The organism is Streptomyces sp. NPDC008313 (assembly GCF_042956125.1).
GTDB lineage: Bacteria > Actinomycetota > Actinomycetes > Streptomycetales > Streptomycetaceae > Streptomyces.
Window position 1 is genome coordinate 48,968 of sequence record NZ_JBIBFR010000031.1, and the last position, 21,771, is coordinate 70,738.

17 protein-coding genes and 1 tRNA gene are annotated in these 21,771 nt (G+C 74.4%); 7 read left to right on the forward strand and 11 right to left on the reverse strand.

Annotation, left to right across the window (positions count from 1 at the left end; genetic code table 11):
- Window positions 1–343 precede the first annotated feature (343 nt).
- Window positions 344–2,053 carry a M6 family metalloprotease domain-containing protein gene (locus ACFY93_RS31010; protein WP_391365171.1) on the forward strand — a complete coding sequence of 570 codons (1,710 nt, stop codon included), beginning with the start codon at window positions 344–346 and terminating at the stop codon, window positions 2,051–2,053.
- A gap of 133 nt (window positions 2,054–2,186) precedes the next feature.
- On the opposite strand, the gene ACFY93_RS31015 is transcribed toward ACFY93_RS31010, so the two are convergent.
- The 7 genes from ACFY93_RS31015 to ACFY93_RS31045 all read right to left on the reverse strand — a co-directional run bounded on the left by ACFY93_RS31015 (window position 2,187) and on the right by ACFY93_RS31045 (window position 9,331).
- A tRNA-Lys gene (locus tag ACFY93_RS31015) sits at window positions 2,187–2,260 on the reverse strand.
- Entirely contained in the window at window positions 2,251–3,072 is an 822-nt protein-coding gene (locus tag ACFY93_RS31020; protein WP_391365173.1) for a bifunctional DNA primase/polymerase, read from the reverse strand. The genes ACFY93_RS31015 and ACFY93_RS31020 overlap by 10 nt, the downstream gene beginning before the upstream one ends.
- 229 nt (window positions 3,073–3,301) lie before the next feature.
- Window positions 3,302–3,685 (reverse strand): hypothetical protein, encoded by a 384-nt coding sequence (locus ACFY93_RS31025; protein ID WP_391365175.1) that lies wholly within the window; start codon window positions 3,683–3,685, stop codon window positions 3,302–3,304.
- 358 nt (window positions 3,686–4,043) lie between these two features.
- Window positions 4,044–5,327, reverse strand: coding sequence for an AAA domain-containing protein (locus ACFY93_RS31030; protein WP_391365228.1), 1,284 nt, complete (start codon window positions 5,325–5,327; stop codon window positions 4,044–4,046).
- 101 nt (window positions 5,328–5,428) lie between these two features.
- Window positions 5,429–7,024, reverse strand: a complete 1,596-nt coding sequence (locus ACFY93_RS31035; RefSeq protein WP_391365177.1) for a hypothetical protein — start codon at window positions 7,022–7,024, stop codon at window positions 5,429–5,431.
- The gene (locus ACFY93_RS31040) at window positions 7,015–8,379 is read right to left on the reverse strand and encodes a hypothetical protein (protein WP_391365179.1); all 1,365 of its coding nucleotides are present in this window, start codon (window positions 8,377–8,379) and stop codon (window positions 7,015–7,017) included. The genes ACFY93_RS31035 and ACFY93_RS31040 overlap by 10 nt, the downstream gene beginning before the upstream one ends.
- Window positions 8,291–9,331: a phosphatase PAP2 family protein gene (locus ACFY93_RS31045; protein WP_391365181.1), complete on the reverse strand. Its 1,041-nt coding sequence runs from the start codon at window positions 9,329–9,331 to the stop codon at window positions 8,291–8,293. The genes ACFY93_RS31040 and ACFY93_RS31045 overlap by 89 nt, the downstream gene beginning before the upstream one ends.
- Before the next feature lie 230 nt (window positions 9,332–9,561).
- Here ACFY93_RS31045 and ACFY93_RS31050 point away from each other — a divergent pair, with 230 nt between their 5' ends.
- A complete protein-coding gene (locus ACFY93_RS31050) occupies window positions 9,562–10,158 on the forward strand; it encodes a histidine phosphatase family protein (RefSeq protein WP_391365183.1) in 597 nt (198 codons plus the stop codon).
- Between the two features lie 45 nt (window positions 10,159–10,203).
- Here ACFY93_RS31050 and ACFY93_RS31055 read toward each other — a convergent pair whose 3' ends face one another.
- Window positions 10,204–11,883: a hypothetical protein gene (locus ACFY93_RS31055; RefSeq protein ID WP_391365185.1), complete on the reverse strand. Its 1,680-nt coding sequence runs from the start codon at window positions 11,881–11,883 to the stop codon at window positions 10,204–10,206.
- A gap of 276 nt (window positions 11,884–12,159) precedes the next feature.
- Between ACFY93_RS31055 and ACFY93_RS31060 the strand changes: the two genes are divergently transcribed.
- The gene (locus tag ACFY93_RS31060) at window positions 12,160–12,585 is read left to right on the forward strand and encodes a hypothetical protein (RefSeq protein ID WP_391365187.1); all 426 of its coding nucleotides are present in this window, start codon (window positions 12,160–12,162) and stop codon (window positions 12,583–12,585) included.
- 159 nt (window positions 12,586–12,744) lie between these two features.
- Window positions 12,745–13,701 (forward strand): fused MFS/spermidine synthase, encoded by a 957-nt coding sequence (locus tag ACFY93_RS31065; RefSeq protein WP_391365189.1) that lies wholly within the window; start codon window positions 12,745–12,747, stop codon window positions 13,699–13,701.
- Between the two features lie 102 nt (window positions 13,702–13,803).
- On the opposite strand, the gene ACFY93_RS31070 is transcribed toward ACFY93_RS31065, so the two are convergent.
- Window positions 13,804–14,367 carry a hypothetical protein gene (locus ACFY93_RS31070; protein ID WP_391365230.1) on the reverse strand — a complete coding sequence of 188 codons (564 nt, stop codon included), beginning with the start codon at window positions 14,365–14,367 and terminating at the stop codon, window positions 13,804–13,806.
- A gap of 169 nt (window positions 14,368–14,536) precedes the next feature.
- On the opposite strand from ACFY93_RS31070, the gene ACFY93_RS31075 reads away from it, so the two are divergent.
- The 3 genes from ACFY93_RS31075 to ACFY93_RS31085 all read left to right on the forward strand — a co-directional run bounded on the left by ACFY93_RS31075 (window position 14,537) and on the right by ACFY93_RS31085 (window position 18,785).
- The gene (locus tag ACFY93_RS31075; RefSeq protein ID WP_391365191.1) at window positions 14,537–15,241 is read left to right on the forward strand and encodes a response regulator; all 705 of its coding nucleotides are present in this window, start codon (window positions 14,537–14,539) and stop codon (window positions 15,239–15,241) included.
- A complete protein-coding gene (locus tag ACFY93_RS31080; RefSeq protein ID WP_391365193.1) occupies window positions 15,238–16,671 on the forward strand; it encodes an ATP-binding protein in 1,434 nt (477 codons plus the stop codon). The genes ACFY93_RS31075 and ACFY93_RS31080 overlap by 4 nt, the downstream gene beginning before the upstream one ends.
- A 647-nt stretch (window positions 16,672–17,318) precedes the next feature.
- Window positions 17,319–18,785 (forward strand): cellulose binding domain-containing protein, encoded by a 1,467-nt coding sequence (locus ACFY93_RS31085; protein ID WP_391365195.1) that lies wholly within the window; start codon window positions 17,319–17,321, stop codon window positions 18,783–18,785.
- Between the two features lie 232 nt (window positions 18,786–19,017).
- On the opposite strand, the gene ACFY93_RS31090 is transcribed toward ACFY93_RS31085, so the two are convergent.
- Both ACFY93_RS31090 and ACFY93_RS31095 read right to left on the reverse strand, forming a co-directional pair.
- Window positions 19,018–20,445: a GH1 family beta-glucosidase gene (locus ACFY93_RS31090; protein WP_391365197.1), complete on the reverse strand. Its 1,428-nt coding sequence runs from the start codon at window positions 20,443–20,445 to the stop codon at window positions 19,018–19,020.
- 204 nt (window positions 20,446–20,649) lie between these two features.
- Window positions 20,650–21,690: a substrate-binding domain-containing protein gene (locus ACFY93_RS31095; RefSeq protein ID WP_391365199.1), complete on the reverse strand. Its 1,041-nt coding sequence runs from the start codon at window positions 21,688–21,690 to the stop codon at window positions 20,650–20,652.
- Between the last annotated feature and the right edge of the window lie 81 nt (window positions 21,691–21,771).

The following is a 21,771-nucleotide window of genomic DNA, read 5'->3' on the forward strand; positions in this document are numbered from 1 at the left end:
TGCAGTCGATCTTCGTATGGGTCCCGCGGATGTCCGGCCGGTGGAGGAGAGCCGTACATGCCGTGTCCGTGCAGGAAAGTGTGCCGATCATAGAGGCTGTCCGCAGGGCCTTCCAGCGATCGTCCGCCCTCCTTGAGGCGGCCGCCACCTCCGGACGATCGTTTCTGCGCGCTCCTGGGCGGGTTTCTGCGCGAGTCGATCACTTGTGACGTTCCGTGAGCGCACGGGGTGTCGGCGCTCGGCGCCCGCCCCCCTCACTCGTCCGGTGCAGGTAAACAGGGCGCTCTATGACAAACACACACAGGCTGGGTGCGGTGTCCGAAATCCGCGTCCGGAGGTCGATGTGCCGCGTCCGCTTTCCCCGAAGGGGCTCACCCGTGGGACCCTCCGGAGCCTGACGAGCGGCGCTCTGCGGAGCCTGAGCCTCGACGGCGCTCCCCGCCTGCGCAGCACCGCCGCCGTCTTCACGTCGATGACGGCGCTGGCCGCGACCTCGCTGGTGACGGGACCGGCGCTCGCCGAACCCCTCCCGTCCCCGTGCGCCCTGAAGCGGACCTCCGCCCATCACTCCGAGGGCCTCGACACCTGGAACGCCTCCTACCCGCGCCCCACCCGCCCCCTCGACGCGGTGATGGTCTTCCTCTCCTTTCCGGACGCCGAGCCGATGACCACGCCCGCCGAACTGGCCGCCGACCACTTCCCGGCCACCAGCACCTTCTTCAGCCGGGCCTCGTACGGGAGGTTCACGCTGCGCCCCCACCCGCTGCGGGAGTGGATCCGGATGCCGCACTCCTCCACCTCGTACGCCATAAGGCGTGACTGGAGCTCCTCGCACCGCGCCGCCTATCTGCGCGACGCGCTGACGGCGGCCGACCGGCGGGTCGACTTCTCGCGGTACGACGTCGTCTACTTCGTGGCCGACCCGGACGCCCCCGGTGTCGACTCGGACGCGACGAAGGTCGTCAACCTCGACACCCCGCTGCACGCCGACGGCAAGAGCATCCGGCGGGTGGTCACCGTCTTCGAGAAGCACCCACCGGACCGCCTCGTCCTCGCCCACGAGACCGGCCATGCCTTCGACCTGCCCGATCTCTACCACCGTCCCTCCGACGGCAAGGGCGACTGGGACACCTTCGTCGGCGACTGGGACCTCATGGGCAGCCAGTTCGGGCTGGCCCCGGATCTGTTCGGCTGGCACAAGTGGAAGCTGGGGTGGCTCGACCCCCGCCAGGTGGTCTGCGTCCAGAGGCCGGGCAGCACCCGGCTGACCCTGGAGCCACTGGGGGCGGGGCCGGCGGAGGGCGAGGGTGTGGTGCAGGCGTCGGACGGGGTGGCGGGGGAGGGGGCCGGGGCGGCGACGCCTTCGGAGCCGGTCGCGGAGCCGGTAGCGGGGCCGGGGGCGCGGGCCTCGGGGAATTACGGAGGGCCGGTCTCGGACGCCGAGGTGCCGGCATCGGGGCCCGGGGCGCCCGGAACGGAGGGCTCCGAGCCGGCGGGCGCGGGGCCCGGCGGACCGGTTCCCGGGTCAGCCGTCTCCGTGCGGGCGTCGGAGGGGCCGGACTCCGGGGGCGCGGCGGGCGCGGGACCGGACGCCCCGATGGCCGAGGGCGCGGCGGCGACCGGGCCGGACCCGGCCGGGGAGCCGGGCGCCGGGCGTTTTGGGGGTGCCGCACAGGGCGCACCGTCGGCAGGCGCGAGGGCACAGACGTTCGGAACAGGGCGGGGGACCAAGCTCGCCGTGATCCGTACCGGGATCGGCAGCGCGCTCGCCCTCGAGGCCCGCGACGCGGTCGGCAACGACAGCTCCACCTGTACGCGGGGGATCCTCGTCTACCGGGTGCGCAGCGGGGCGGCGTCCGGCGGTGGGCCCGTCGAGGTGATCGACGCGCACCCCCGTACCGAGGCCTGCTGGCAGGACTCGGTCTATCCGCCGCTCGCCGACGCCCCGGTGGCGCTCGGCGAGACCTTCACGGTGCCCGGCGAGGACGTACGGATCACGGTCGAGGACCGGACGGCCTCGGGGGCGTGGACGGTGACGGTCTCCCTCGACTGACGCGGTCTCCCTCGACTGACGCGAGTGGCCGACCCCGCTCCGCGAGGGGAAAGAAGGGGGCGGAGACACCGTGCAGAACAACGTTGGCGAGGCACGCTCGTGTTTCCACGAACCTGCCTCGCCAACGACAACGTGCGCCGCCAGGGACTCGAACCCCGGACCCGCTGATTAAGAGTCAGCTGCTCTAACCAACTGAGCTAGCGGCGCCTGCTGACGTCGTAGACCTTAGCATCCTGATCGGCGGGAGGAAAAATCGATATCCGCACCGTGGCGGAGGCCGCGTCGCAGCTCGCACGCACCGCCGCCCACATCATCGTCTCCGCTCCGGGCAGCCACGGCTGCCGGGTGTCCGGGGCGACGAGCCAGCGGGATTCCCTGCGGGACTCGGACCCCGTGCCACCGGATCCGGGGTGCGCCGGGGCGGCTCCGGCGCACCCAGGTCCGGGCCCCAGGACCGGGTTCAGGGCGGGGACGGTGACCGCGTCGCCGCGGCCGTGGCAGAGCAGTGGTGGTACGGCGCCGTCGCCTCCGCGGCCGGCGGTCCCGGAGCCGCCCGAGTCGCCCTCCTCCCACCGCAGCAGCGCCGGCAGCCGCTGCGCCGTGCCGGGCGCGGCGAACAGCAGCATCCGCCCGCGGTGCGTCGCCACGGGACCCGAGCCGGGGCCCTCTTCCCACAGCCGGTCGAGCATCCGCCGGCCGAAGACCGCCGGGGCGCTGAGCACGTCGAAGGCGGTGCCGCAGGGCAGGACGAGCGGGGCGGCGGGCCGGTCCTGCCAGAGCGCGAGCGTGCTGCGCGGATACGTCTCCGCGGAGGACAGCCAGGCGGCTCCCGCCGAGGTGACGCCCGCCGGGGTGACGCCCGCCGGGGTGACGCCCGCGGGGGTGACGCCCGCCGCGTCGAACCGCTCGCACCGCTCGGGCGAGTGCCCGTGTGCCCCGAGCACGCCGGGGCCGGGTCCGCCGCCGGAGTCCGGGACGGGCGGGCCCGGGGGTCTGCGCGTACCGCTGATGCCGCTCATGGGGTCCATGTCTACCCCGAGTGAGCGTCCGGTCCCGGTGAGTTGCACGAAACCGGGACAGGTGTCGGGGCCGCCGGGTACTTTGCCCCGCGCCGACGGCCCGTGCCGGACGATCGTGCCACCGGTGCCCCCTGAGTCCCCGGAGCCCTGAGTCCCCGCCGCCCTGGGCCCCCCGAGCCATGAGTCCCGTGCCCCCCGTCTCGGCCGGGCGTGCCCGGCCCGCCCCGGATCAGACGGGGTCGCCGACTCCGTGCCCGTGGCCGCCGCCGGTCCCCTCGGCGCCCCGCAGCAGGTCGCGCCCGTACTCGACCATCCGCGTCGCGTAGTCCTCGGTCCACTCCGCGCGCTCCGCGATGGCGGCCGTGGTGAGCCGGTCGAAGCGGCGCGGGTCGGCGAGCTGGGCCGCGGCGATGGCCTGGAACTCCACGGCACGGTCGGTCGCGGCCCGGAACGCGAGCGTCAGCTCCGTGGCACGGGCGAGCAGCGCCCGGGGGTCGTCGATGGATTCCAGGTCGAAGAAACGCTCCGGGTCCGCGGCCGCCTGAGCGGGCTCGAAGAGCAGGGGCGCGGGGCGTAGCCGCGGTTCGTTGCGATGCGGCGTGGGCTCCGCCATGTCTTCTCCTCCTCGTACGGTTCGATGGCCCCGTCCTCGCGGCGGACCATCGTCCATTGTCCCCCGGCCGCGCAAGTGCACGGGGGAAACGCCTCGGGCCTACCCGCCCGCGCACCGGGGCACGCCCCATCAAGGCCACGGGCGGCGGCCCGCGGACGCACGCGCCGGTGCGCGGCGGCCCCCGCGTCCGCCGTCACGGGCGCCGGGTCACGCGGTGTTCGGCGAGGTGGGCGAGGACCGCGTGGTTGGCCTCCCAGCCGTCCGGGGCTGTCCGCGCGGCGGTCTCCGACGGCGTGCCGGGCTCCGCCCGGTGGGAGGGTGGGCGCGGTGACCGTGGGCACGGACAGCGCGTCCGCCGTCACGGGCGCCAGGTCACGCGGTGTTCGGCGAGGTGGGCGAGGACCGCGTGGTTGGCCTCCCAGCCGTCCGGGAACTTCACGGTGACGCCCAGCTGGACGGGCTCCGTGGAGGGGTGGTCGTCCAGGAGGTCGGTGACACCGGCCCGGCAGACGACGACGCACGCGTGCCGGTGGCGGGAGGCGAGGACGCACAGGCGGCCGGTCTCCAGGTGGAACGCCGTCGCGTCCGGGCGGCCCGACAGAGGGTGCAGGACCACCGTCACGTCGAACTCACGTCCTTGGAGTCGGTTCGCCGTGTCCACGGTGACGTCCGTGACACCGAGGTCGGCCAGGGCCGCGCGGACGGCGGCCGCCTGGTCGCGGTGCGCCGTGCCGACCGCGATCCGGTCGGCGGTCAGCGGTACCGGCTCCGCCGACCGCTCGGAGCGGGCCGCCCCGCCCCGGTCCAGCAGACGGCGCACGACGAGGGCCACCGCGCGGACCGCCTCCGGGTCGGTGCGCGGCGTGTGCCGGGCGGGCAGCTCCAGCAGGCCCCAGCCCGTCTCGGCCGCCTCGTCGATCACCCGGTCCGGGCCCGAGCCGTCCGACGGGACGCCGAAGTCGAGGCCGCGGTCGCCGTGCCCCGTGCCGCTGCGGAACGGGGTGTAGGGGTAGAAGGCGTCCGAGACCAGCGGCGCCGCCGACGCGGGCAGCCGCCAGGACACCGGCAGCCGGTGCTGCGGCAGGTGCGGGTTGTGGGCCAGCAGCGTCGTCACCGCGGACGCCGACGGGTCGTACGACAGCCCCGCCCACTGCTCCGAACCGACGATCGCGAACGGGTCCAACTGCCCCGGGTCGCCCACGAACAGCGCCCGCTCGAACAGGTTCGCCACGGCGAGCAGCGCGTCGGAGCGCATCTGGTACGCCTCGTCGACGATCGCGTGCCGCCACGGCTCGACGCCCTTGACGTGGGCCCACTTGGCGGCCGTCGAGATCACCACGTCCAGTCCGGCCAGGTCCCCGGCCTTCGCGGACTTCCGTACGTTCGCCAGGCCGTCGAGGGCCTTGTCGTACGGGTCGGGGTCGCTGCTGTGCAGGCGGCCCACGGGCAGGGAGGGGTTCTTCTCGGCGAGTCGCAGCACCAGGTCGTCGACCTGGGCGTTGGTCTGCGCGATGACCATCAGAGGTCTCCCGGCCGCGGCCAGTTCGAGCGCGGCCCGGACGACCAGGGTGGACTTGCCCGCGCCCGGCGGGGAGTCGACGACGACTCCGCGTGCCGTGCCGTGCAGGGTGTCCCGCAGGATCGCGTCGGTGGCGCGGGTGGCCTCGGCGCCGGGGTCGAAGGGCCCGGGGGAGGGGAGCGCGGCGGAGCGGGTGGCCGCGGTGGCGGCGGGGCCGGTGGCGGTCACAGTACGTCCTCCTCGGTCACCGGGTCCGGGACGGGGAGCGCGTCGGGCTCGCCCGGCGGCCCGCCGTGCGTCCACGGGGTCTCGTCCGGGTCGGGCAGCTTCGCGCCGCCCCGCTGCTCGTGCTCGAAGAGCGTGAAGCAGACCCGGTCGCCCTTCTCCGGCACGGACTGAGGCTCGGGCTCCTTGCCGCGCCCCATCTTGTCCACGATCCGCAGCACGATCAGCGCCCCGTCGTCCTCCTGGCCCACGTACTGGGCGGCCTGCGGCTTGCCGCCCAGGGACCGGTACACCTTCCCCCGCTCCCCGAGATGCGGCCGGTCGTCCGTGCGGACGGTCACCAGCGGGCGGGGGCTGGGCCGCTTGCCGTCGCTGTACGCCATGACGACGTCCGTGACCTCGCCCGCGAAGGCCTCGCCCGCGAGCCGCCGGCCGGCCATGACCAGCGGGTCGTCGAGGGCCTCCTGGGCCTCCAGGCGGGCCTGCTCGCGCTCACGGGTCGCGAGCTTGTTCGCCGCGGTGACCGCGTCGTCGTGGCGCGGCTGCGGCGGCTCACCGGCGACGATCCGGTCCCGGTGGCCGGTGAACGACCAGCGGTCGCGGGTCCACCGGTCGGTGGCGTGCGCGCCTTCGGGGAGCGTCCGCAGCAGGTCGAGGCCGTGCCAGACGGCGTCCCAGGTGGGGCGCGTACGACTCTCGACGAGGGCGCGGATCTCCCGCTCGGCGCCGGTGAGCGCACCGAGCCGGTCGTCCGCCTCGACGCCGTCCTCGGCGGCGGCCAGCGCGGTGCGCGCGCGGTCGTAGCGCTCGATGGCGGGGGCGAGCAGCCGGTTGTCGAAGGCCGGGTCGGTGGCCGGCCCGGCGGGCGGGCACAGCAGCTGCCCCCGCCCGTCGCGTCCGAGCTCGGCCCGGTGCGCCGCCTCGGCCCCCGACAGGCCGTCCGGCGGGTCGATCCAGGCCAGCAGGGCCCCGAGGTGCTGGTCCTCCAGGCTGCTCTGGCCGGTCGCCCAGTGCCGGGACAGCAGGTCGGTGAGGGCGAGCAGGAGCGAGGAACCGGGGACGCGGGCCCGCTCCCCGAAGTGCGTGAACCACCGGCCGAGCAGGGGCACGCGCGGTGGCGCCGGGTGCGGGGCCTCCGGTTCCTGCTCGGCGGTGCGGCGGAAACGCATGGAGCGTCCGAGCAGCCTGACGAACTCGACGCCGGCCCGGCTCGGCACGATCAGCTGCGGGGCGTCCACGCACAGGTCGACCTCGACCTTGACCCGCTTGCCGGTCTCCGGGTCGGTCTCGCTGCGCTCGGCGGCCTCGACGGCGTCCCCGTACGCGTCGACGTACGGCAGGACGACGTCCGCGAGCTCGGCGAGGAACGCGAACCGCAGGTCACGGTCGCGCGGCTGCGGTACGGCCAGCAGCCGGGGAGCGTCCCGATCGGTGCCCACGAGCGCCCCGAGCGGAGCGCCCGCCTCTCCCGCGGTGGTCAGGGGCACGAGGACGAGCGGCCTCTCGGACAGGTGCCGGTGCCGCACGGTGGCCGTCGCGGTGGCCCGGCCCCGGCTGACGGCTTCGAGCCGCGCGAGATCGGTGATCAGTGACATGAGGCGGCGACCCCCTGCCCGGCCGTGACGCCGGGATCGCACTCGGCCAGGACCTCCGCGCGGAGCCGGGCCGCTCTGCGGAGGGCGGCGACGGCCGGGTCGTCCGGGTCGCCCGCCTCGCCGCGGGCCGCGGCGAGGACCTCCTCGACGGTCGTGAGGCCGCCCAGCTCCGCCCGCAGGGAGCGGCCCAGGGAGGTCACCGCGCCCTCGGCGCGGGAGCGGCCGCGGCAGTGGAAGGCCAGCTCGCAGGCGGCGAGGCACTCCGGCGCGTACGTCGCCGGGACGGACTCGACGGCGGCCGTCAGCTCCTCGGACGGCAGCTCGGGGCTGAAGCAGGTGCCGTCCGGGAGGAGGTCCGCGATGTCCTGGACGCGCGTCAGCCGGTCGAGCTGGCGGCGGGTCACGGCGCGCTGCTTGCGGACGTCGACGGCCGAGGCGGTCGCCAGGTTGGAGAAGTCCTTCGGGCAGACCAGCAGGACGCGGTGACGGACGACGCGCGTGGGGGCCGGCGCAGCGGGGGCAGCGGCCCCGGGAGGCGTCGTGCCGGGGGCCGTGGGTGCGGAGGCCGTGGGCGCGGGGACCGTGGCCTGCGGGTCTGCGGCCTGCGGGTCTGCGGCCTGCGGGTTCGTGGCCTGCGGGTCGGTGGCCTGCGGGTCGGTGGGCCCGGGGGCGGACAGGCGCGAGGCGACGCGCTCCAGCGCCAGGACGTAGACCGCCGACTGGCGCGCCGCCGCCCCGACCTTCGCCGGGTCCGCCGAGCCGTCGAGCATCGGGAAGGACTTGATCTCGACGACCGTCCAGGTGCCGTCGGGGTGCACCACCACCGCGTCCGGCTCCAGGAACACCGGGGAACCGGCGACGTCGAGCACCAGCAGAGGATGGTCGAGCAGCGTCCACGTCCCCGCGCCGGTGGCCTCGCGCAAGGCGAGCGACGTACGGGCGGCGCGGCCCTCGGGACCCACCGCCGTCAGGTCGGGGACCCGTGCGCCGGACGGCGGCTCGGCGCCCGGGTCGAGCTTCTCGTGGACCAGCCGCAGCAGCTCCGCGCCGCCGTCGGCCTTGACCCGCCTCTCGAACGCGTTGCCCCGCGTGAGGGCGAACTGCGACTGGCCGAAGGCGGACGGAGACCCCAGCGCGCTCGCGAGCGCGGCCTTGTCGACCCCGGCGCCGTCGAGGATCGCCCGCCGGTCGCACCCCGGGTTGGCGGCCAGCGCCGCGAGGGCCCGGGCGTCCAGCGCCTTCGGCGGGACGCCGGGGCCGCGCAGCTCAGCGAGCCTTCCCCAGGCTCTCGGCCTCGCCGGAGGTGGGGACGCCCCATCCGGAATCGCCGCCTCCCGCGTCCGCGGGGGTGGCACCCGGTTCGGCTCCCGGCCCGGTGGGGGACTCGCGCTGTCGGGGGAATCGCTCACCCGGGGAAGTCTGGCATCCCGCACTGACAACGGAGGAACCCGCGTCGCGTGAGGCGGACGCGACCGGTGCGGGAACCGCGTCCGCGCCCGCCGCCCAGCGCGTGCCCGGTCCCGCGGGCGTCCGCGCCGCGAGCCACGCCTTCGCCACGTCCGCGTAACGCATCACGAGCGGGGCGAGCAGGAGGCCGACCCCCATCACGAGGGCTCCGCCGACCGCGTCGAGGAAGTAGTGGTTGGCGGTGCCCATGACCACGATCGTGGTGAGCAACGGGTAGGCGACGCCCGCGGCCTTCGCCGTCCGGGTACCGCCGTGCCGCCACAGCATCACTCCGCACCACAGCGCCCAGCCGACGTGCAGGCTCGGCATCGCCGCGTACTGGTTCGTCATGCCGCCCATGCCGCGGGGCGCGCTCGCCTCGCCGCCCCACCAGCCGTAGTCGCTGTACCGGGCCATCGTGTCGACGAAGCCGTGCCCGGAGGAGAGCAGCCGGGGCGGGCAGGTCGGCAGCAGCGTGAAGCCGATCAGGCCGATGAACGTCGACGTCATCAGCCAGGTGCGGGCTGCCCGGTAGCGCACCGTGCGGGACCGGAACAGCCAGACGAGTATCGCGGGCGTCACCAGGTAGTGCAGGGACGCGTACCAGAAGTCGGCGGGCACGCCGAGCCAGGCCTCGCGGGTGAAGAGACGGTTCAGCGGATGCTCGGCGTTGAGGTACAGGGCCTTCTCGATCCGCAGGATCCCCAGCCCGTGGTCGACGGCCCCCGACACGTCGCCGCGGACCAGCAGCCGGCCTCCCGAGTACGCCGCGTACACCAATACGATCAACGGCAGCTCGGTCCACCAGCGCAGCCGGGCACGTGGTGCCGTCCCGGTGCGTGCCGCATCGGTCCGCAGCATCCGATCGCCCTCCCCCATCTGCTTTCCACTGGTCCTTGTGGTTCCGGTGTCCGCGAGAGCATAGCTTCCGGTGGAACCGCTGGTGGCACGACCGATCACGGTGTGCGCGAACGCCGTCGCGGGGCGCCCCCGGTCGTCAAAGACGCGGAGATCGCCCGGCGGGTTGCCCCGGAAAGCGGTGCGCGATGATGGAGTGACCCACCCCTCACTCGTCCCGGAAAGGCCCCTTCATGGCACCGCGCATCCTGCTGGCCCGGCACGGACAGACGGAATGGTCCCTGCTCGGGAAGCACACCGGCAGGACCGACGTCCCCCTCCTCGAGGAGGGCCGGCGCGGCGCGAAGCTGCTCGGCGAGCGCCTGCACCGCGCCCCCCTCGACGGACTCCCCGACGCCGAGGTGCGCACCAGTCCGCTGGTACGCGCGCGTGAGACGTGCGCACTCGCCGGGTTCGGCGACCGCGCGACGGAGTGGGACGCGCTCATGGAGTGGGACTACGGGGCGTACGAGGGCATGACGCCCGACGAGATCCAGGCGGTCCGGCCCGGCTGGCTCATCTGGCGCGACGGCGTTCCCGGAGGGGAGACCCTGGAGCAGGTCACCGCGCGCGTGGACGAGGTCGTCGCCTGGGCCCGTGCCGAGGACCGCGACGTGCTGGTCTTCGCGCACGGCCACGTCCTCCGCTCCCTCGGCGCCCGCTGGCTCGGCCTTCCCCTCGGCTTCGCCGCCCGTATCCGCCTGAACCCGACCTCCCTGTCGGTCCTCGGCTGGGCCTACGGCGAGCCCGCGATCGAGACCTGGAACGACCTCGGGCATCTGGGAGGGTAGCCGCCGGGCGCGGAGTCCGGGCTTCACGGAGTCGGCGCGGGGCGGTCAGGCCGTGCGGGGGAGGCTCGCGTGCCGATCCAGGAACGCGGAGACGCCCGAGGCCGCCCGGTGCGGCAGGAGCACCCGGGCCGTGCCGGCCAGCATCGTCTGGACGCGCGAGGACTGCACCTCGTCGAGCAGGTCGAGGACCCGCATCCCGGCCGACGCCGCCTCGTCGGGACGCCCGCCGCGCGCCAGGTCGTCGGCCAGCTCCGCCGTGTACAGGGCGATGTTGCGGGTGAAGTGCGGGTCCTGCAGCCGCGCAGCCCGCCGCGCGTGACGTGCCGCGCGCGGCCAGTCGCCGAGCGTCGACCAGCACTGCGCCTCCAGCCCCTCCAGCTCGGCCTCCCCGTAGAAGCTCATCCACTCGGGGTCGTCGGGGGAGGGCCCGCGTTCGAACAGGGCCTGTGCCCGGGCGAGCGCGCGCTCGCAGCCGGTCCGGTCGGCGAGGCCCGCCCAGCCGCCCGCCTCACGCAGCGCGAGCAGCGACATCAGCCGCGGTGAGCCCAGCGGCCGTGCGACGCGCTGCGCGGCCTGCGCCGCCCGCACCGCCTCCCGCGGGCGCCCCGTGTCGCGCGCGAGGAACGCCGTGTTGCAGAACGCGTGCGCCTCCAGGCCCGCGTCGCCGGACATCCGGGCGGTGGCGAGCGCCTCGGCGTAGTGCGAACGCGCGTCGTCGAAGCGCCCCGAGTCGTGCGCCAGCCACCCGACGGAGATCGCGAGTTCGCCCGCGCCCGCGTAGAGCCGGTCGCTGATCCGGCGGCGGAGGGTGCCCGCGTCGAGCAGTTCGTAGGCGGTCCGCAGCGGGGCCGCCGCCCGCCGGTAGAGGCCGTCGGCGCCGTGCCGGTCGTCGAGCAGCCGGATCTTGCGCACGGCGTCCTCCAGGGCGTCCGTCTCGGACGCGCCGGCGCGGTGGACGGGACGGTCCGCGGCCCCGGCGGTCGCGCCCGACGCGAGGGCGAAGGCGCCGAGCGAGGCGGCCGCCACCGTGAGGGTGCCGCCGGTCATGAATGCGCGACGCTGCACGTCGCTCTCCTCGTGGTTCTGATCGTGGATCTCGTGCGGGTGGTACAGGTCACACGGGTCGGACGGGTCGGACGGGTCGGACGGGTAGTACGGGGCGATGGGGGCGTTCAGGTCGTGCGGGTCCGTCGGGGCGGCCGCGGCGTACGGGTCGGTCGGGTCGTTCGGGAGACACGGCTTGTGCGGGTTGCCGGAGTCGGAGCGGTCGTGCGGTTCGGGTCGGTCGTGCGGGGTGGGTGGTGGCGGTGTGGGGTGCGCGGGGGCTTCGGTCTCCCGCATCCCATACGGCTCGCCCGCCCCCTCCGTCTCATACGCGGCGCGGGAAAGGCTCGTGGTGTGCGGGAGGGGCGCCTCCTCCGTTTCGCGCGCCCCTCGTCCACGTACCGATGAGCGGGGCGCGAAGCCCAGGTCGGTCAGGGTCCGGCCGGGAAACATGTGCAAGAACACCCGTTCGTACGCGTAGTTGGGGCAGCGGATCTCGCCCGCCTCGACGCGCCCGATGTACCGCGCGTCGCAGCTGACCCGCTCACCGATCTCCAGCGCCGCCCGCCGCACCGCCGCGGCGAACTCGGACGGTGAGCGCCGCCCGCGCAGTCGCCGGAAGGCGAGGTTCGGCCGTGATGGCCGGGAAGACGGGGACGAGGTCACCCTTGACGACGTCATGGCCGGGCCCTCTCTCGCGAACCGTCGAACCATCGCCGGGGTCGTGACGAGACGGCTTCCGGCGGTGCAAGAACGTACCGGTTGCGCTCGCGCCGTCACGCTCGGTTTGGCTACAAACCGGATATCTCATGCACGATCTGCCATGAACTGCCATCCTTTGCGGCGCACTTCCGCCGTAGCCGTTGACGGGTCCACGCGTTGAACCCGTGGACCGGGAGCCACCCGAACTCCCGACCCACTCGCTCAGAGGAGGGGTTTTCCGTGAGGGAAGCCGGGATGGACAGCACCGAGATTCGTACGGCACTGCCGGCAGCGGTGTACACGACGGCCGCCCCGTGCGGTACGCGAGCGGAGCCGGCCGCATGCGACCTGGTGCGCGTGCCGACCCGGCAGGGTCTCGAGGCGGTCGACATCCTGCGCCGCGGCGCGGGCGACGGCGTCGGACCGGTGCTGCACGACGGCGACTGCGACACCCTCGGCTTCCTGGTGCCGCCCGGCACCGCGGACGCCTGGGACGTGCCGGGCAGCACCTGTACGCAGACCGGGGGCCGGGGCCTCGGCCTCAGCCCCGAGCCGCCGGGCCTCGACTCCGGCTGGCTGCTGCCGCCCGACCAGTCGGACCCGGCCACCGACCCCACCGAACTGCGCGCGGCGCTGGACGAGGCGGCCCGGCTCATCGAGGCCGCGGACAACTGCAGCTGAACGACGCGCGGATCGCCGTGGATTCGAGGTGGTGGCCAGGGCCCCGGCAGTCCGGGGCGGCGAGAGGATCCGCGGCGGCCCGGAGTGACGCACGCGCTCCCGGGACCGGCGGCGGCCGGCTGTTGGGCCGAGCCGCTTCCACGCGCCGATAATGGCGGCATGGCGAGGGCGAGGGCGAAGGCCGGGAACAAGCAGTCCGGGAAGAAGCAGTCCGGGGACGAGCGACCCGAGGACGGGCGGTCCGGGGACGGAAGGGGCACCCGGCGGGGGCGTGGACGCGGGGCGGCCGAGCCCGTCGTCGAACCCGTCGACGGAGGGCTCGCCGAGCTGATACCCGACCGGGACCGGGCACGCGCCTGGACCCTGCTGATCGACGGCGCCCCCCAGTCCCACGTCGACCTCGACGACCCCGGGTACCTGGACTTCGAGTACCAGCGCAGGCTCGGCCACGTCATCGACCTCGTCGCCCCGCACGGCCGGCCCGTGCACGTCGTGCACCTCGGCGGAGGCGCCTTCGGCCTCGCCCGCTACACGGCCGCCACCCGCCCCCGCTCCACCCAGCAGGTCGTCGAGCGCGACGCGGCCCTCGTCCGGCTGGTCCGCCGCGAACTCCCACTCGACCCGAACGCCCGGATACGGGTGCGCTCGCTGGACGCCCGTGAAGGGCTCGCCAAGGTGCCGGACGGCTGGGCGGACCTGGTGATCGCGGACGTGTTCAGCGGGGCGCGCACCCCCGCGCACCTGACCTCGGGCGAGTTCCTCACCGACGTGCGCCGGGTCGTCAAACCCGGTGGCCTCTACGCCGCCAACCTCGCCGACGGCCCGCCGCTCGCCCATCTGCGCGGCCAGATCGCCACCGCCGCGGGGGTCTTCCCCGAGCTGGCACTGGTCGCCGACCCGGCGGTGCTGCGCGGCAAGCGGTTCGGGAACGCGGTGCTCGTCTGCTCCGACCGGCCGCTTCCGGTGGCCGAACTGACCCGCCGGGCGGCCACGGACCCGCACCCCGGCCGCGTCGAACACGGCAAGGGGCTGGCCGACTTCACCGGCGGTGCGGCGCCCGTCACCGACGTCTCGGCGGTCGCTTCCCCCGCACCGCCGCCGTCGGTGTTCCGGTGACGCGGTCCGTGTTCCGGTGAGGGAAGGCAGGGGCGGGCGGGGACGGGGCGGCGGGCCGGAGCGCGCGCTGCGCTGCCGGGCGCCCGGCGCGGCCGCACTCAGTCAGTAGGTGTTGATGTCCACCCGGGGCGCCGAGTCGTGCCAGGTGCAGAAGACCGACACCCGGTCGGCGCCCGAGCCGAACTCCACCCGGATCCACGTCTCCGTCTTCCAGACCTGCATCGACCAGCCGGCCGCCGGGGTCGCGGTGACCAGGGTCGCCGACGTGTCCCCGAGGTCGAAGACCGCGCGCCCGCCCCGGGTGTCGTAGCTCTTGACCTGGCCGGAGCCCGGATCCGAACTCCCGTCCTGCTTGCCGGACGCGGCGTCCCCGGACCCCCTCGGCGGGCCGGACGCGTCGGACGACGTGGAGGGTGAGGCGGTCGCGGTGGGCCGGCCGCTCTTCGGCGGTCCGCCGTCCGTGCTCGTCGACGGCTCGGGGCGGCTGGTCGCGGAGGAGAGCGCCTTCGAGGCCTGCTCGGTGGCGTCGCCCGCCAGGACCGGCAGGGCGCGCGGCGGGTCGTAGGCCGTGCCCGCCATCACCGTGTGGACACCCCACCACGACAACGTGACCGCCGCGCCCGTGGCGAGCGACCAAGCCAGTACGTGTACGAGTCCTCTGCGCATGTGCGGGCCATACTGCACCACGAGTCCCACGGATGTCTCCTCCGCGAACTGCCGCTCACCCCGGCTCCAGGCGCATCGTCCGGAGTCGTCCACAGGTTCCTGACCCGCACCGCCCGGGTTGTCCACAGGCGTCGGACCCCCGCCGCCCGTATGGCGTACGGTGCCGCCCATGGCACGTGTACTCGTGGTCGAGGACGACCAGTTCGTACGCTCGGCCCTCATCCGGCACCTGACCGACGCCTCGCACACCGTGCGCAGCGTCGGTACCGCCCTCGAGGCGTTGCGCGAGGTCGCCCACTTCTCCTTCGACGTCGTCATCCTCGACCTGGGACTGCCCGACCTGGACGGGTCCGAGGCGCTCAAGATGCTGCGCGGGATCACCGACGTACCGGTGATCATCGCGACCGCGCGGGACGACGAGACGGAGATCGTCCGGCTGCTCAACGACGGGGCGGACGACTATCTGACGAAGCCGTTCTCCGTCGAGCACCTGTCGGCCAGGATGGCGGCGGTGCTGCGGCGTTCGCGGGCTGCGGCCGGTGAGGCGCCCCCCTCGCGGACCATCCGGGTCGGCGGCCTGGCCATCGACCCGCTGCGCCGCCAGGCCGAGCTGGACGGCACCCCACTGGATCTGACCCGCCGCGAGTTCGACCTGCTCACCTTCCTCGCCGGGCGCCCGGGCGTGGTCGTGCCGCGCAGGGAACTGCTCGCCGAGGTCTGGCAGCAGTCGTACGGCGACGACCAGACGATAGACGTCCATCTGTCCTGGCTGCGCCGCAAGTTGGGCGAGACGGCGGCCCGCCCGCGCTACCTGCACACCCTGCGGGGCGTCGGGGTGAAGCTGGAACCGCCGAGGGCGGAGCAGCTGCCATGAGGTGGGCGCTGGTCAAGGTGTGCGTCGCCGTCACCACGATGGTCATGGTGGCCTTCGCGATCCCGCTCGGTCTCGTCATCAAGGAGATGGCCAGGGACCGGGCGTTCTCGAACGCCGAGCGGCAGGCCGCGGCCATCGCGCCCGCGCTCTCCATCACCGTCGACCGGGACCAGCTGGAGCGGGTCGTGGCCTCGGCCGGTTCGGACGCGGGCATGGCCGTGCACATACCCGCCGCCGAGGACTCGCCGCCCGTCGAGATCGGCGAACAGCGCGCCGCCGACGAGGACATCGCCATGACGCGAAAGCTGGGCCGCGCCTCCACCACGGAGGTGCCCGGCGGCTCCACGCTGCTCCAGCCGACCGCGCTGAGCTCCGGTGAGATCGCGGTCGTCGAGGTGTACGTCCCCGAGGCCGAGACGAGCAACGGCGTGGGCACGGCCTGGGCGGTGCTCGCCCTGGTCGGTGTCGCCCTCGTCGTCGGCTCGGTCGCCGTCGCCGACCGGCTCGGGGCGCGGATGGTGAAGCCCGCGCAGCGGCTGGCCGAGGGGGCGCACGACCTGGGGGACGGCAAGCTGGGCTCCCGGGTGCCGGAGGAGGGGCCCTCCGAGCTGCGGCTCGCGGCGGCGGCCTTCAACTCCATGGCCGACCAGGTGGTGCAACTGCTCGCCAACGAGCGGGAGCTGGCCGCCGACCTGTCCCACCGGCTGCGTACGCCGCTGACGGTGCTGCGGCTCAACACGGCCTCGCTCGGCGACGGGCCCGCCGCCGAGCAGACGCGCGCCGCGGTCGAGCAGCTGGAGCGGGAGGTCGACACCATCATCCGTACGGCCCGGGAGGCGAAGCCGCAGACGACGGCGCCCCTGGCCGGGGCGGGGTGCGACGCGTCCGAGGTCGTGCGGGAGCGGATGGACTTCTGGTCCGCGCTCGCGGAGGACGAGGGCCGCAAGGTGCGGGTCGCGGGCGTCGACCGGCCCGTACGGATACCGGTGGCCCGCGGCGATCTCGTGGCCGCGCTCGACGCGCTGCTGGGGAACGTCTTCCGGCACACCCCCGAGGGGACGGCCTTCGCGGTCGACCTGCACAACAGCGACGACGCGGTGATCGTCCTCGTCTCCGACGCGGGCCCCGGGATCGCGGATCCCGAGTCGGCCATGGCCCGCGGGCGGGGATCCGGCAGCGACGGGTCCACGGGGCTCGGGCTCGACATCGTGCGGCGGCTGGCGGAGGCGACCGGAGGCGACGTCCGCATCGGCTCGTCCGTGCTCGGCGGCACCGAGGTCCGCATCTGGATCCAGCTCGACGAACGGGCCCCGGTCGGACGAGGCCACCGGGGCTCCGTACGCCGCCGTCGCCGCGGCCCGGGACCGGGAGCCGGTGCGGGAGCGGGCGCGGGCGCGACGGCGAGCCGTCCCACGTCCGGTAACCCCTGACGCGTCGTCCCACGGCCGGTACTCCTTGACGCCCGTCCCCGGCCGGTGCTCTCTGACGCCCCGTCCCCGGGCCCCGCCCCCGGCCGGCACCCCCTGGCGCCCCGTCCCCGGCCGGTGCTCCTTGACGCGCCGTCCCCCGGCCGGTGCTCCTTGGCGCCCGTCCCCCGACTAGTACTTTCTGACGCCCCGTCCAACGGCCCGTGCTCCGTGACGCCCCGTCCAACGGCCCGTGCTCCGTGACGCCCGTCCCCGGCCCGTGCTCCGTGACGCCCCGTCCCCGGCCGGTGCTCTCTGCCGCCCGTCCCCGGCCGGTGCTCTCTGACGCCCCGTCCCCGGGCCCCGCCCCCGGCCGGCACCCCCTGACGCCCCGTCCCCGGCCGGTGCTCCCGGCGCCCTCGTGGCTCGGCCGGACGGCTTGGCAGCGTGCCCGACGGCCCTCCGGTGGTCTCGACCTTTAACCGTCCCCGATGCCTTCCTTAAGCGGACCCTAAGATCCCCAACCTCCGTCCGAATCAGGCCGAATACCCGATTCCGGATCGCTAGCGTGCTGCCGCACCCACCCTCCAGGGCCCGGCTCCGCAGCCGCCTCGTGCCCTGCGGACCAGGCAGCCCCCGAGACTCCCGTGAACAGCGAAGGCAGGCACGCGATGAGCAGTACCCATCGGCGCAAGGTCAGCGGTCGGAACAAGGCCATCGGCGGCGTCGTCGCCGCGGCCGTCGCGGGTGGCGGTGCCCTCCTGTTCACCGGCACCGCGCACGCCGCCGGAGTCGGCGCCGTGTACACCAGGACCAGTGACTGGTCGACCGGTTACACCGCGCAGTACGTCGTCAAGAACGACACCGGCCAGGCCAGGGGCGACTGGACGCTGGAGTTCGACCTGCCGTCCGGCGCCACGCTCAGCTCGCTGTGGAACGCCACGTCGAAGGTGAGCGGCGGGCACGTCACCGTGACGCCGCCGTCCTGGGACAAGGACGGGCTGGCCGCCGGTGAGTCCGTCACCGTCGGCTTCGTCGTGAACGGCACCACCGACCCGAAGGCCTGCCTCATCGACGGCGCCAAGTGCTCCGCCGACGACGGGGCCACGCCCGAGCCCAGCGGACGCCCCACCGAGACCGGCACGCCCGAGCCCGGTGCCACCCCCTCGCAGAGCGCCGACCCGACCCCGTCCCCCACCGGGAGCACCGGCGGCGGTGGCACCGACCCGGGCAGCGGCACCACCACCGGAGCCGGCTTCTCGCCCTACGTCGACACCTCGCTCTACCCGGCGTTCGACCTCGTGGGGACCGCCGCGGCCACCGGCGTCAAGGAGTACAACCTCGCCTTCATCACCGACGGCGGCGGCTGCACCCCGAAGTGGGGCGGCGTCAGCGACCTCGGCGCCGACGCGGTCGCCGCGCAGATCGGCGACCTCCGCGCCAAGGGCGGCGACGTCCGGGTCTCCTTCGGCGGCGCCTCCGGCTCGGAGCTCGCGACCACCTGCTCCTCGGCCGACGCCCTGGCCGCCGCGTACGGCAAGGCCGTGGACGCCTACAAGCTCACCAAGGTCGACTTCGACATCGAAGGCGGCGCGCTGCCGAACGCCGCCGCCAACACCCGCCGTGCCCAGGCCATCGCCAAGCTCCAGAAGGAGCACCCGAAGCTGGACGTCTCCTTCACGCTCCCGGTGATGCCCGAGGGGCTCACCCAGGACGGGGTGAACCTGCTGTCCAACGCCAAGTCCAACGGCGTCTCCGTCGACACGGTCAACATCATGGCGATGGACTACGGCGGCTCGTACAGCGGTGACATGGGTACCTACGCCGAGCAGGCCGCCACGGCGACCCAGGCGCAGATCAAGGGCGTCCTCGGGCTCTCGGACAGCGCGGCCTGGAAGGCGGTCGCCGTCACCCCGATGATCGGTGTCAACGACGTCGCCAGCGAGGTCTTCAAGGTGGAGGACGCCACGCAGCTGGTGAACTTCGCCAAGTCGAAGGGGCTCGGCTGGCTCTCGATGTGGTCCGCGACCCGCGACAAGCAGTGCGCCGGCGGCGCCAAGCCGTCCGCCGACGCCACGTGCAGCTCCATCGTCCAGGGCGCGAACGCCTTCTCCAAGGCCTTCGGCGTCTACAAGTAGGACCCGGCACCGTCACAAGGACATCCGGACGCCCCCACGCACCCCCACAGGAAGCGGGGCGCGGCACCCCCCTCGGGAGCCGCGCCCCGCATCCTTTTCCCCGTTCCCCGTTCCCCGTTCCCCGTTCCCCGTTCCCCCGTTCCCCCGTTTTCCCCGTTCCCCCGGCTCGATGGGTCCGGCCGACGGTCCGTCTGTCCCGCCCCGCCGGCGGCCGGCCGGCCGCGAACAGGCGCTACCCGGCCTCGGTCAACGGCGCGAGCGTCCCCGTCTTGGCCGCCTGGCCGTACCACTGGGCGCTGGACTTGGGGGTGCGCTTCTGGGTCGCGTAGTCGACGTACACCGCGCCGAAACGCTTGCCGTAGCCGTACGCCCACTCGAAGTTGTCCATCAGGGACCAGAGGTAGTAGCCCCGGACGTCCACGCCGTCACCGATCGCGCGGCGCACCGCCGAGAGGTGGCCGTGCAGGTAGGCGATCCGCTCCGGGTCGTGGACGCGGCCCTCCGCGTCGGGCTTGTCGTCGCAGGCGGCGCCGTTCTCCGTGATGTACAGCGGGAGGCCGGGGGCCTCGCGCGCGTACCGCGTGATCAGCTCGTGCAGGCCCGTCGGGTCGATGGTCCAGCCCATCTCGGTCCGGTCGCCGGGCGTCTGGTGGAACGCCACGTCCTCGGAGCCCGGCCACGGCGAGTACGCGCTGTCCCCGTGCCCGTCCGCGCGCTGCCCCTCGGGGGCGGTCTCGGCGGACGACACCAGCGCGGGCGTGTAGTAGTTGAGGCCGAGGGCGTCCAGCGGCTGGTGGATCGCGTCGAGGTCACCGTCGAGCACGTACGACCAGTCGGTGACCGACGCGGTCTGTTCGAACAGCCCCTCGGGGTACGCGCCGTGCAGCATGGGCCCGTGGAAGACGCCGTTGGCCAGGTTGTCGATGCGCCGTACGGCGGCCAGGTCCCGGGGGTCCTGCGACAGCGGCCTGACGGCCGAGGAGTTGAGGCTCACCGCGACCGTGTCGCGGGCGGGCAGCACGGACCGCAGTGCCGAAGTACCGAGCCCGTGCGCCAGGTTGAGGTGGTGTGCGGCGCGCAGGGCGGCCGCCGGCTCCGTGCGCCCGGGGGCGTGGACTCCGGAGCCGTACCCCAGAAAGGCGCTGCACCAGGGCTCGTTGAGCGTGATCCACTGCTCGACCCGGTCGCCGAGAGCCTCACCCACGAGGTGCGCGTACTCGGCGAAGCGCAGCGCGGTCTCGCGCTCGGGCCAGCCGCCCGCGTCCTCCAGCTCCTGCGGGAGGTCCCAGTGGTAGAGGGTGACCGCCGGCTTGATGCCGTGCGAGAGCAGCTCGTCGACGAGCCGCCGGTAGAAGTCGAGACCGCGCTGCACGGCGGGTCCGCGGCCGGTGGGCTGCACCCGGGGCCAGGAGACGGAGAAGCGGTACGCGGTCAGGCCGAGGTCGGCCATCATCGCGACGTCCTCGCGGTAGCGGTGGTAGTGGTCGACGGCCACGTCGCCGGTGTCGCCGCCCGCGGTCCTGCCCGGCGTGTGGCTGAAGGTGTCCCAGATGGAGGGCGTGCGGCCGTCCTCCTGGACCGCCCCCTCGATCTGGTAGGCGGACGTGGCGGCGCCCCAGAGGAAGTCGCGAGGGAAGGACACGGTCTTCTGGTCGGGCATGGAATCGCTCCCACGAGTCGGGTGGGCCCCCATTATGCTTGGGAGCGCTCCCACGTCAAAGCGGGTCCGCGGAAACTCTCACGTAAACAGGTGGGAAAGCGCGTTCGGAGAGCTCTCCTGCGGTGTGACGCGGGACCGCGCCGCGGAGGTGCCCCGGCGCGGCCCCGGGGTCTCGCCGCCGGTCGGTGCGGGAGCCGGCCACGGTCAGGCCGACTGCCGTACCACCAGCTCGGTCGGCAGGACCACTTCGCGCAGGCCGGTGCCCCGGTCGGCGATCTCGTCCAGCAGCAGCCTCGCCATCGTGCGGCCCATCTCCTCCAGCGGCTGGCGGACGCTCGTCAGCGGGGGATCGATGTGCCGGGCCACCACCGAGTCGTCGAAGCCGATGACGGCGACGTCCCCGGGCACCCGCCGGCCCGACTCGCGCAGCTCCAGCACGGCCCCCGAGGCCGTCACGTCCGAGGCGGCGAAGACGGCGTCGAGGCCGGGCCGGCGGCGCAGCAGCTCGCGCATCGCCGCGCGGCCGCCTTCCTCGGTGAAGTCGCCGGGGGCGATCAGCTGCTCGTCGACGCCGATGCCCGCACCCTCCAGCGCCTCGCGGTAGCCCGCCAGGCGGGCCTGGGCGACGTCCATGTCCAGCGGTCCCGTGATGGTGGCGACGGTCCGGCGGCCGCCGTCCAGCAGATGCCGGACGGCGCTGCGCGCGCCCCCTCCGTTGTCGGCGCGGACGTGCCCCAGCGGCTCCCGGTCGCTGCGCCGGCCCGCCAGCACGACCGGCAGGGCGAGCTCGTGCAGCCGGTCCGGCAGGGTGTCGTCGCCGTGCACCGCGACCATCAGTACGCCGTCCACCCGCTGCGCCGAGAGGTAGGTGGCGAGCCGCGCGTACTCCCTCGCGTCGCGGGCCAGGACGAGCAGCAACTGCATTCCCGCGTCGGCGAGTTTGCTGGAGACGCCGCGGATGATCCCGGAGAAGTACGGCTCGGAGAACAGCCGGGTCTCCGCCTCGGGGACGACCAGGGCCACCGCGTCCGTGCGGCGGCTGGCCAGGGAGCGGGCGGCGCGGTTGGGGACGTAGCCGAGTTCGGCGATGGCCTGTTCCACGGCCGAACGGGAGCGTGCGCTCACCTTGGGGGAGTCGTTGATCACGCGGGACACCGTGCCGCGGCCCACGCCGGCGAGGGCGGCCACGGCGTTCAGGGTCGGGCGGCGGCCGTGGGGGCCCGGCAGCTGTTCGGCGGCGCTCATCGTTCACCTTCCGGCCTTCGGTGGGGGGCTCGCCTCATTCTGGCCCAGAAAAACCGGCCACCACCCACGCGGACGGGGCGG

What these genes read in the sequence shown, in the direction of transcription:
- ACFY93_RS31025 (WP_391365175.1), bottom strand. Translation starts at nt 3,685, where the DNA reads ATGGCGGAGCCCACGCCGCATCGCAACGAACCGCGGCTACGCCCCGCG.
- ACFY93_RS31095 (WP_391365199.1), bottom strand. Translation starts at nt 21,690, where the DNA reads ATGAGCGCCGCCGAACAGCTGCCGGGCCCCCACGGCCGCCGCCCGACC.
- ACFY93_RS31055 (WP_391365185.1), bottom strand. Translation starts at nt 11,883, where the DNA reads ATGACGTCGTCAAGGGTGACCTCGTCCCCGTCTTCCCGGCCATCACGG.
- ACFY93_RS31035 (WP_391365177.1), bottom strand. Translation starts at nt 7,024, where the DNA reads ATGTCACTGATCACCGATCTCGCGCGGCTCGAAGCCGTCAGCCGGGGC.
- ACFY93_RS31080 (WP_391365193.1), top strand. Translation starts at nt 15,238, where the DNA reads ATGAGGTGGGCGCTGGTCAAGGTGTGCGTCGCCGTCACCACGATGGTC.
- ACFY93_RS31065 (WP_391365189.1), top strand. Translation starts at nt 12,745, where the DNA reads ATGGCGAGGGCGAGGGCGAAGGCCGGGAACAAGCAGTCCGGGAAGAAG.
- ACFY93_RS31060 (WP_391365187.1), top strand. Translation starts at nt 12,160, where the DNA reads ATGGACAGCACCGAGATTCGTACGGCACTGCCGGCAGCGGTGTACACG.
- ACFY93_RS31045 (WP_391365181.1), bottom strand. Translation starts at nt 9,331, where the DNA reads ATGCTGCGGACCGATGCGGCACGCACCGGGACGGCACCACGTGCCCGG.
- ACFY93_RS31070 (WP_391365230.1), bottom strand. Translation starts at nt 14,367, where the DNA reads ATGCGCAGAGGACTCGTACACGTACTGGCTTGGTCGCTCGCCACGGGC.
- ACFY93_RS31075 (WP_391365191.1), top strand. Translation starts at nt 14,537, where the DNA reads ATGGCACGTGTACTCGTGGTCGAGGACGACCAGTTCGTACGCTCGGCC.
- ACFY93_RS31050 (WP_391365183.1), top strand. Translation starts at nt 9,562, where the DNA reads ATGGCACCGCGCATCCTGCTGGCCCGGCACGGACAGACGGAATGGTCC.
- ACFY93_RS31085 (WP_391365195.1), top strand. Translation starts at nt 17,319, where the DNA reads ATGAGCAGTACCCATCGGCGCAAGGTCAGCGGTCGGAACAAGGCCATC.
- ACFY93_RS31090 (WP_391365197.1), bottom strand. Translation starts at nt 20,445, where the DNA reads ATGCCCGACCAGAAGACCGTGTCCTTCCCTCGCGACTTCCTCTGGGGC.
- ACFY93_RS31020 (WP_391365173.1), bottom strand. Translation starts at nt 3,072, where the DNA reads ATGAGCGGCATCAGCGGTACGCGCAGACCCCCGGGCCCGCCCGTCCCG.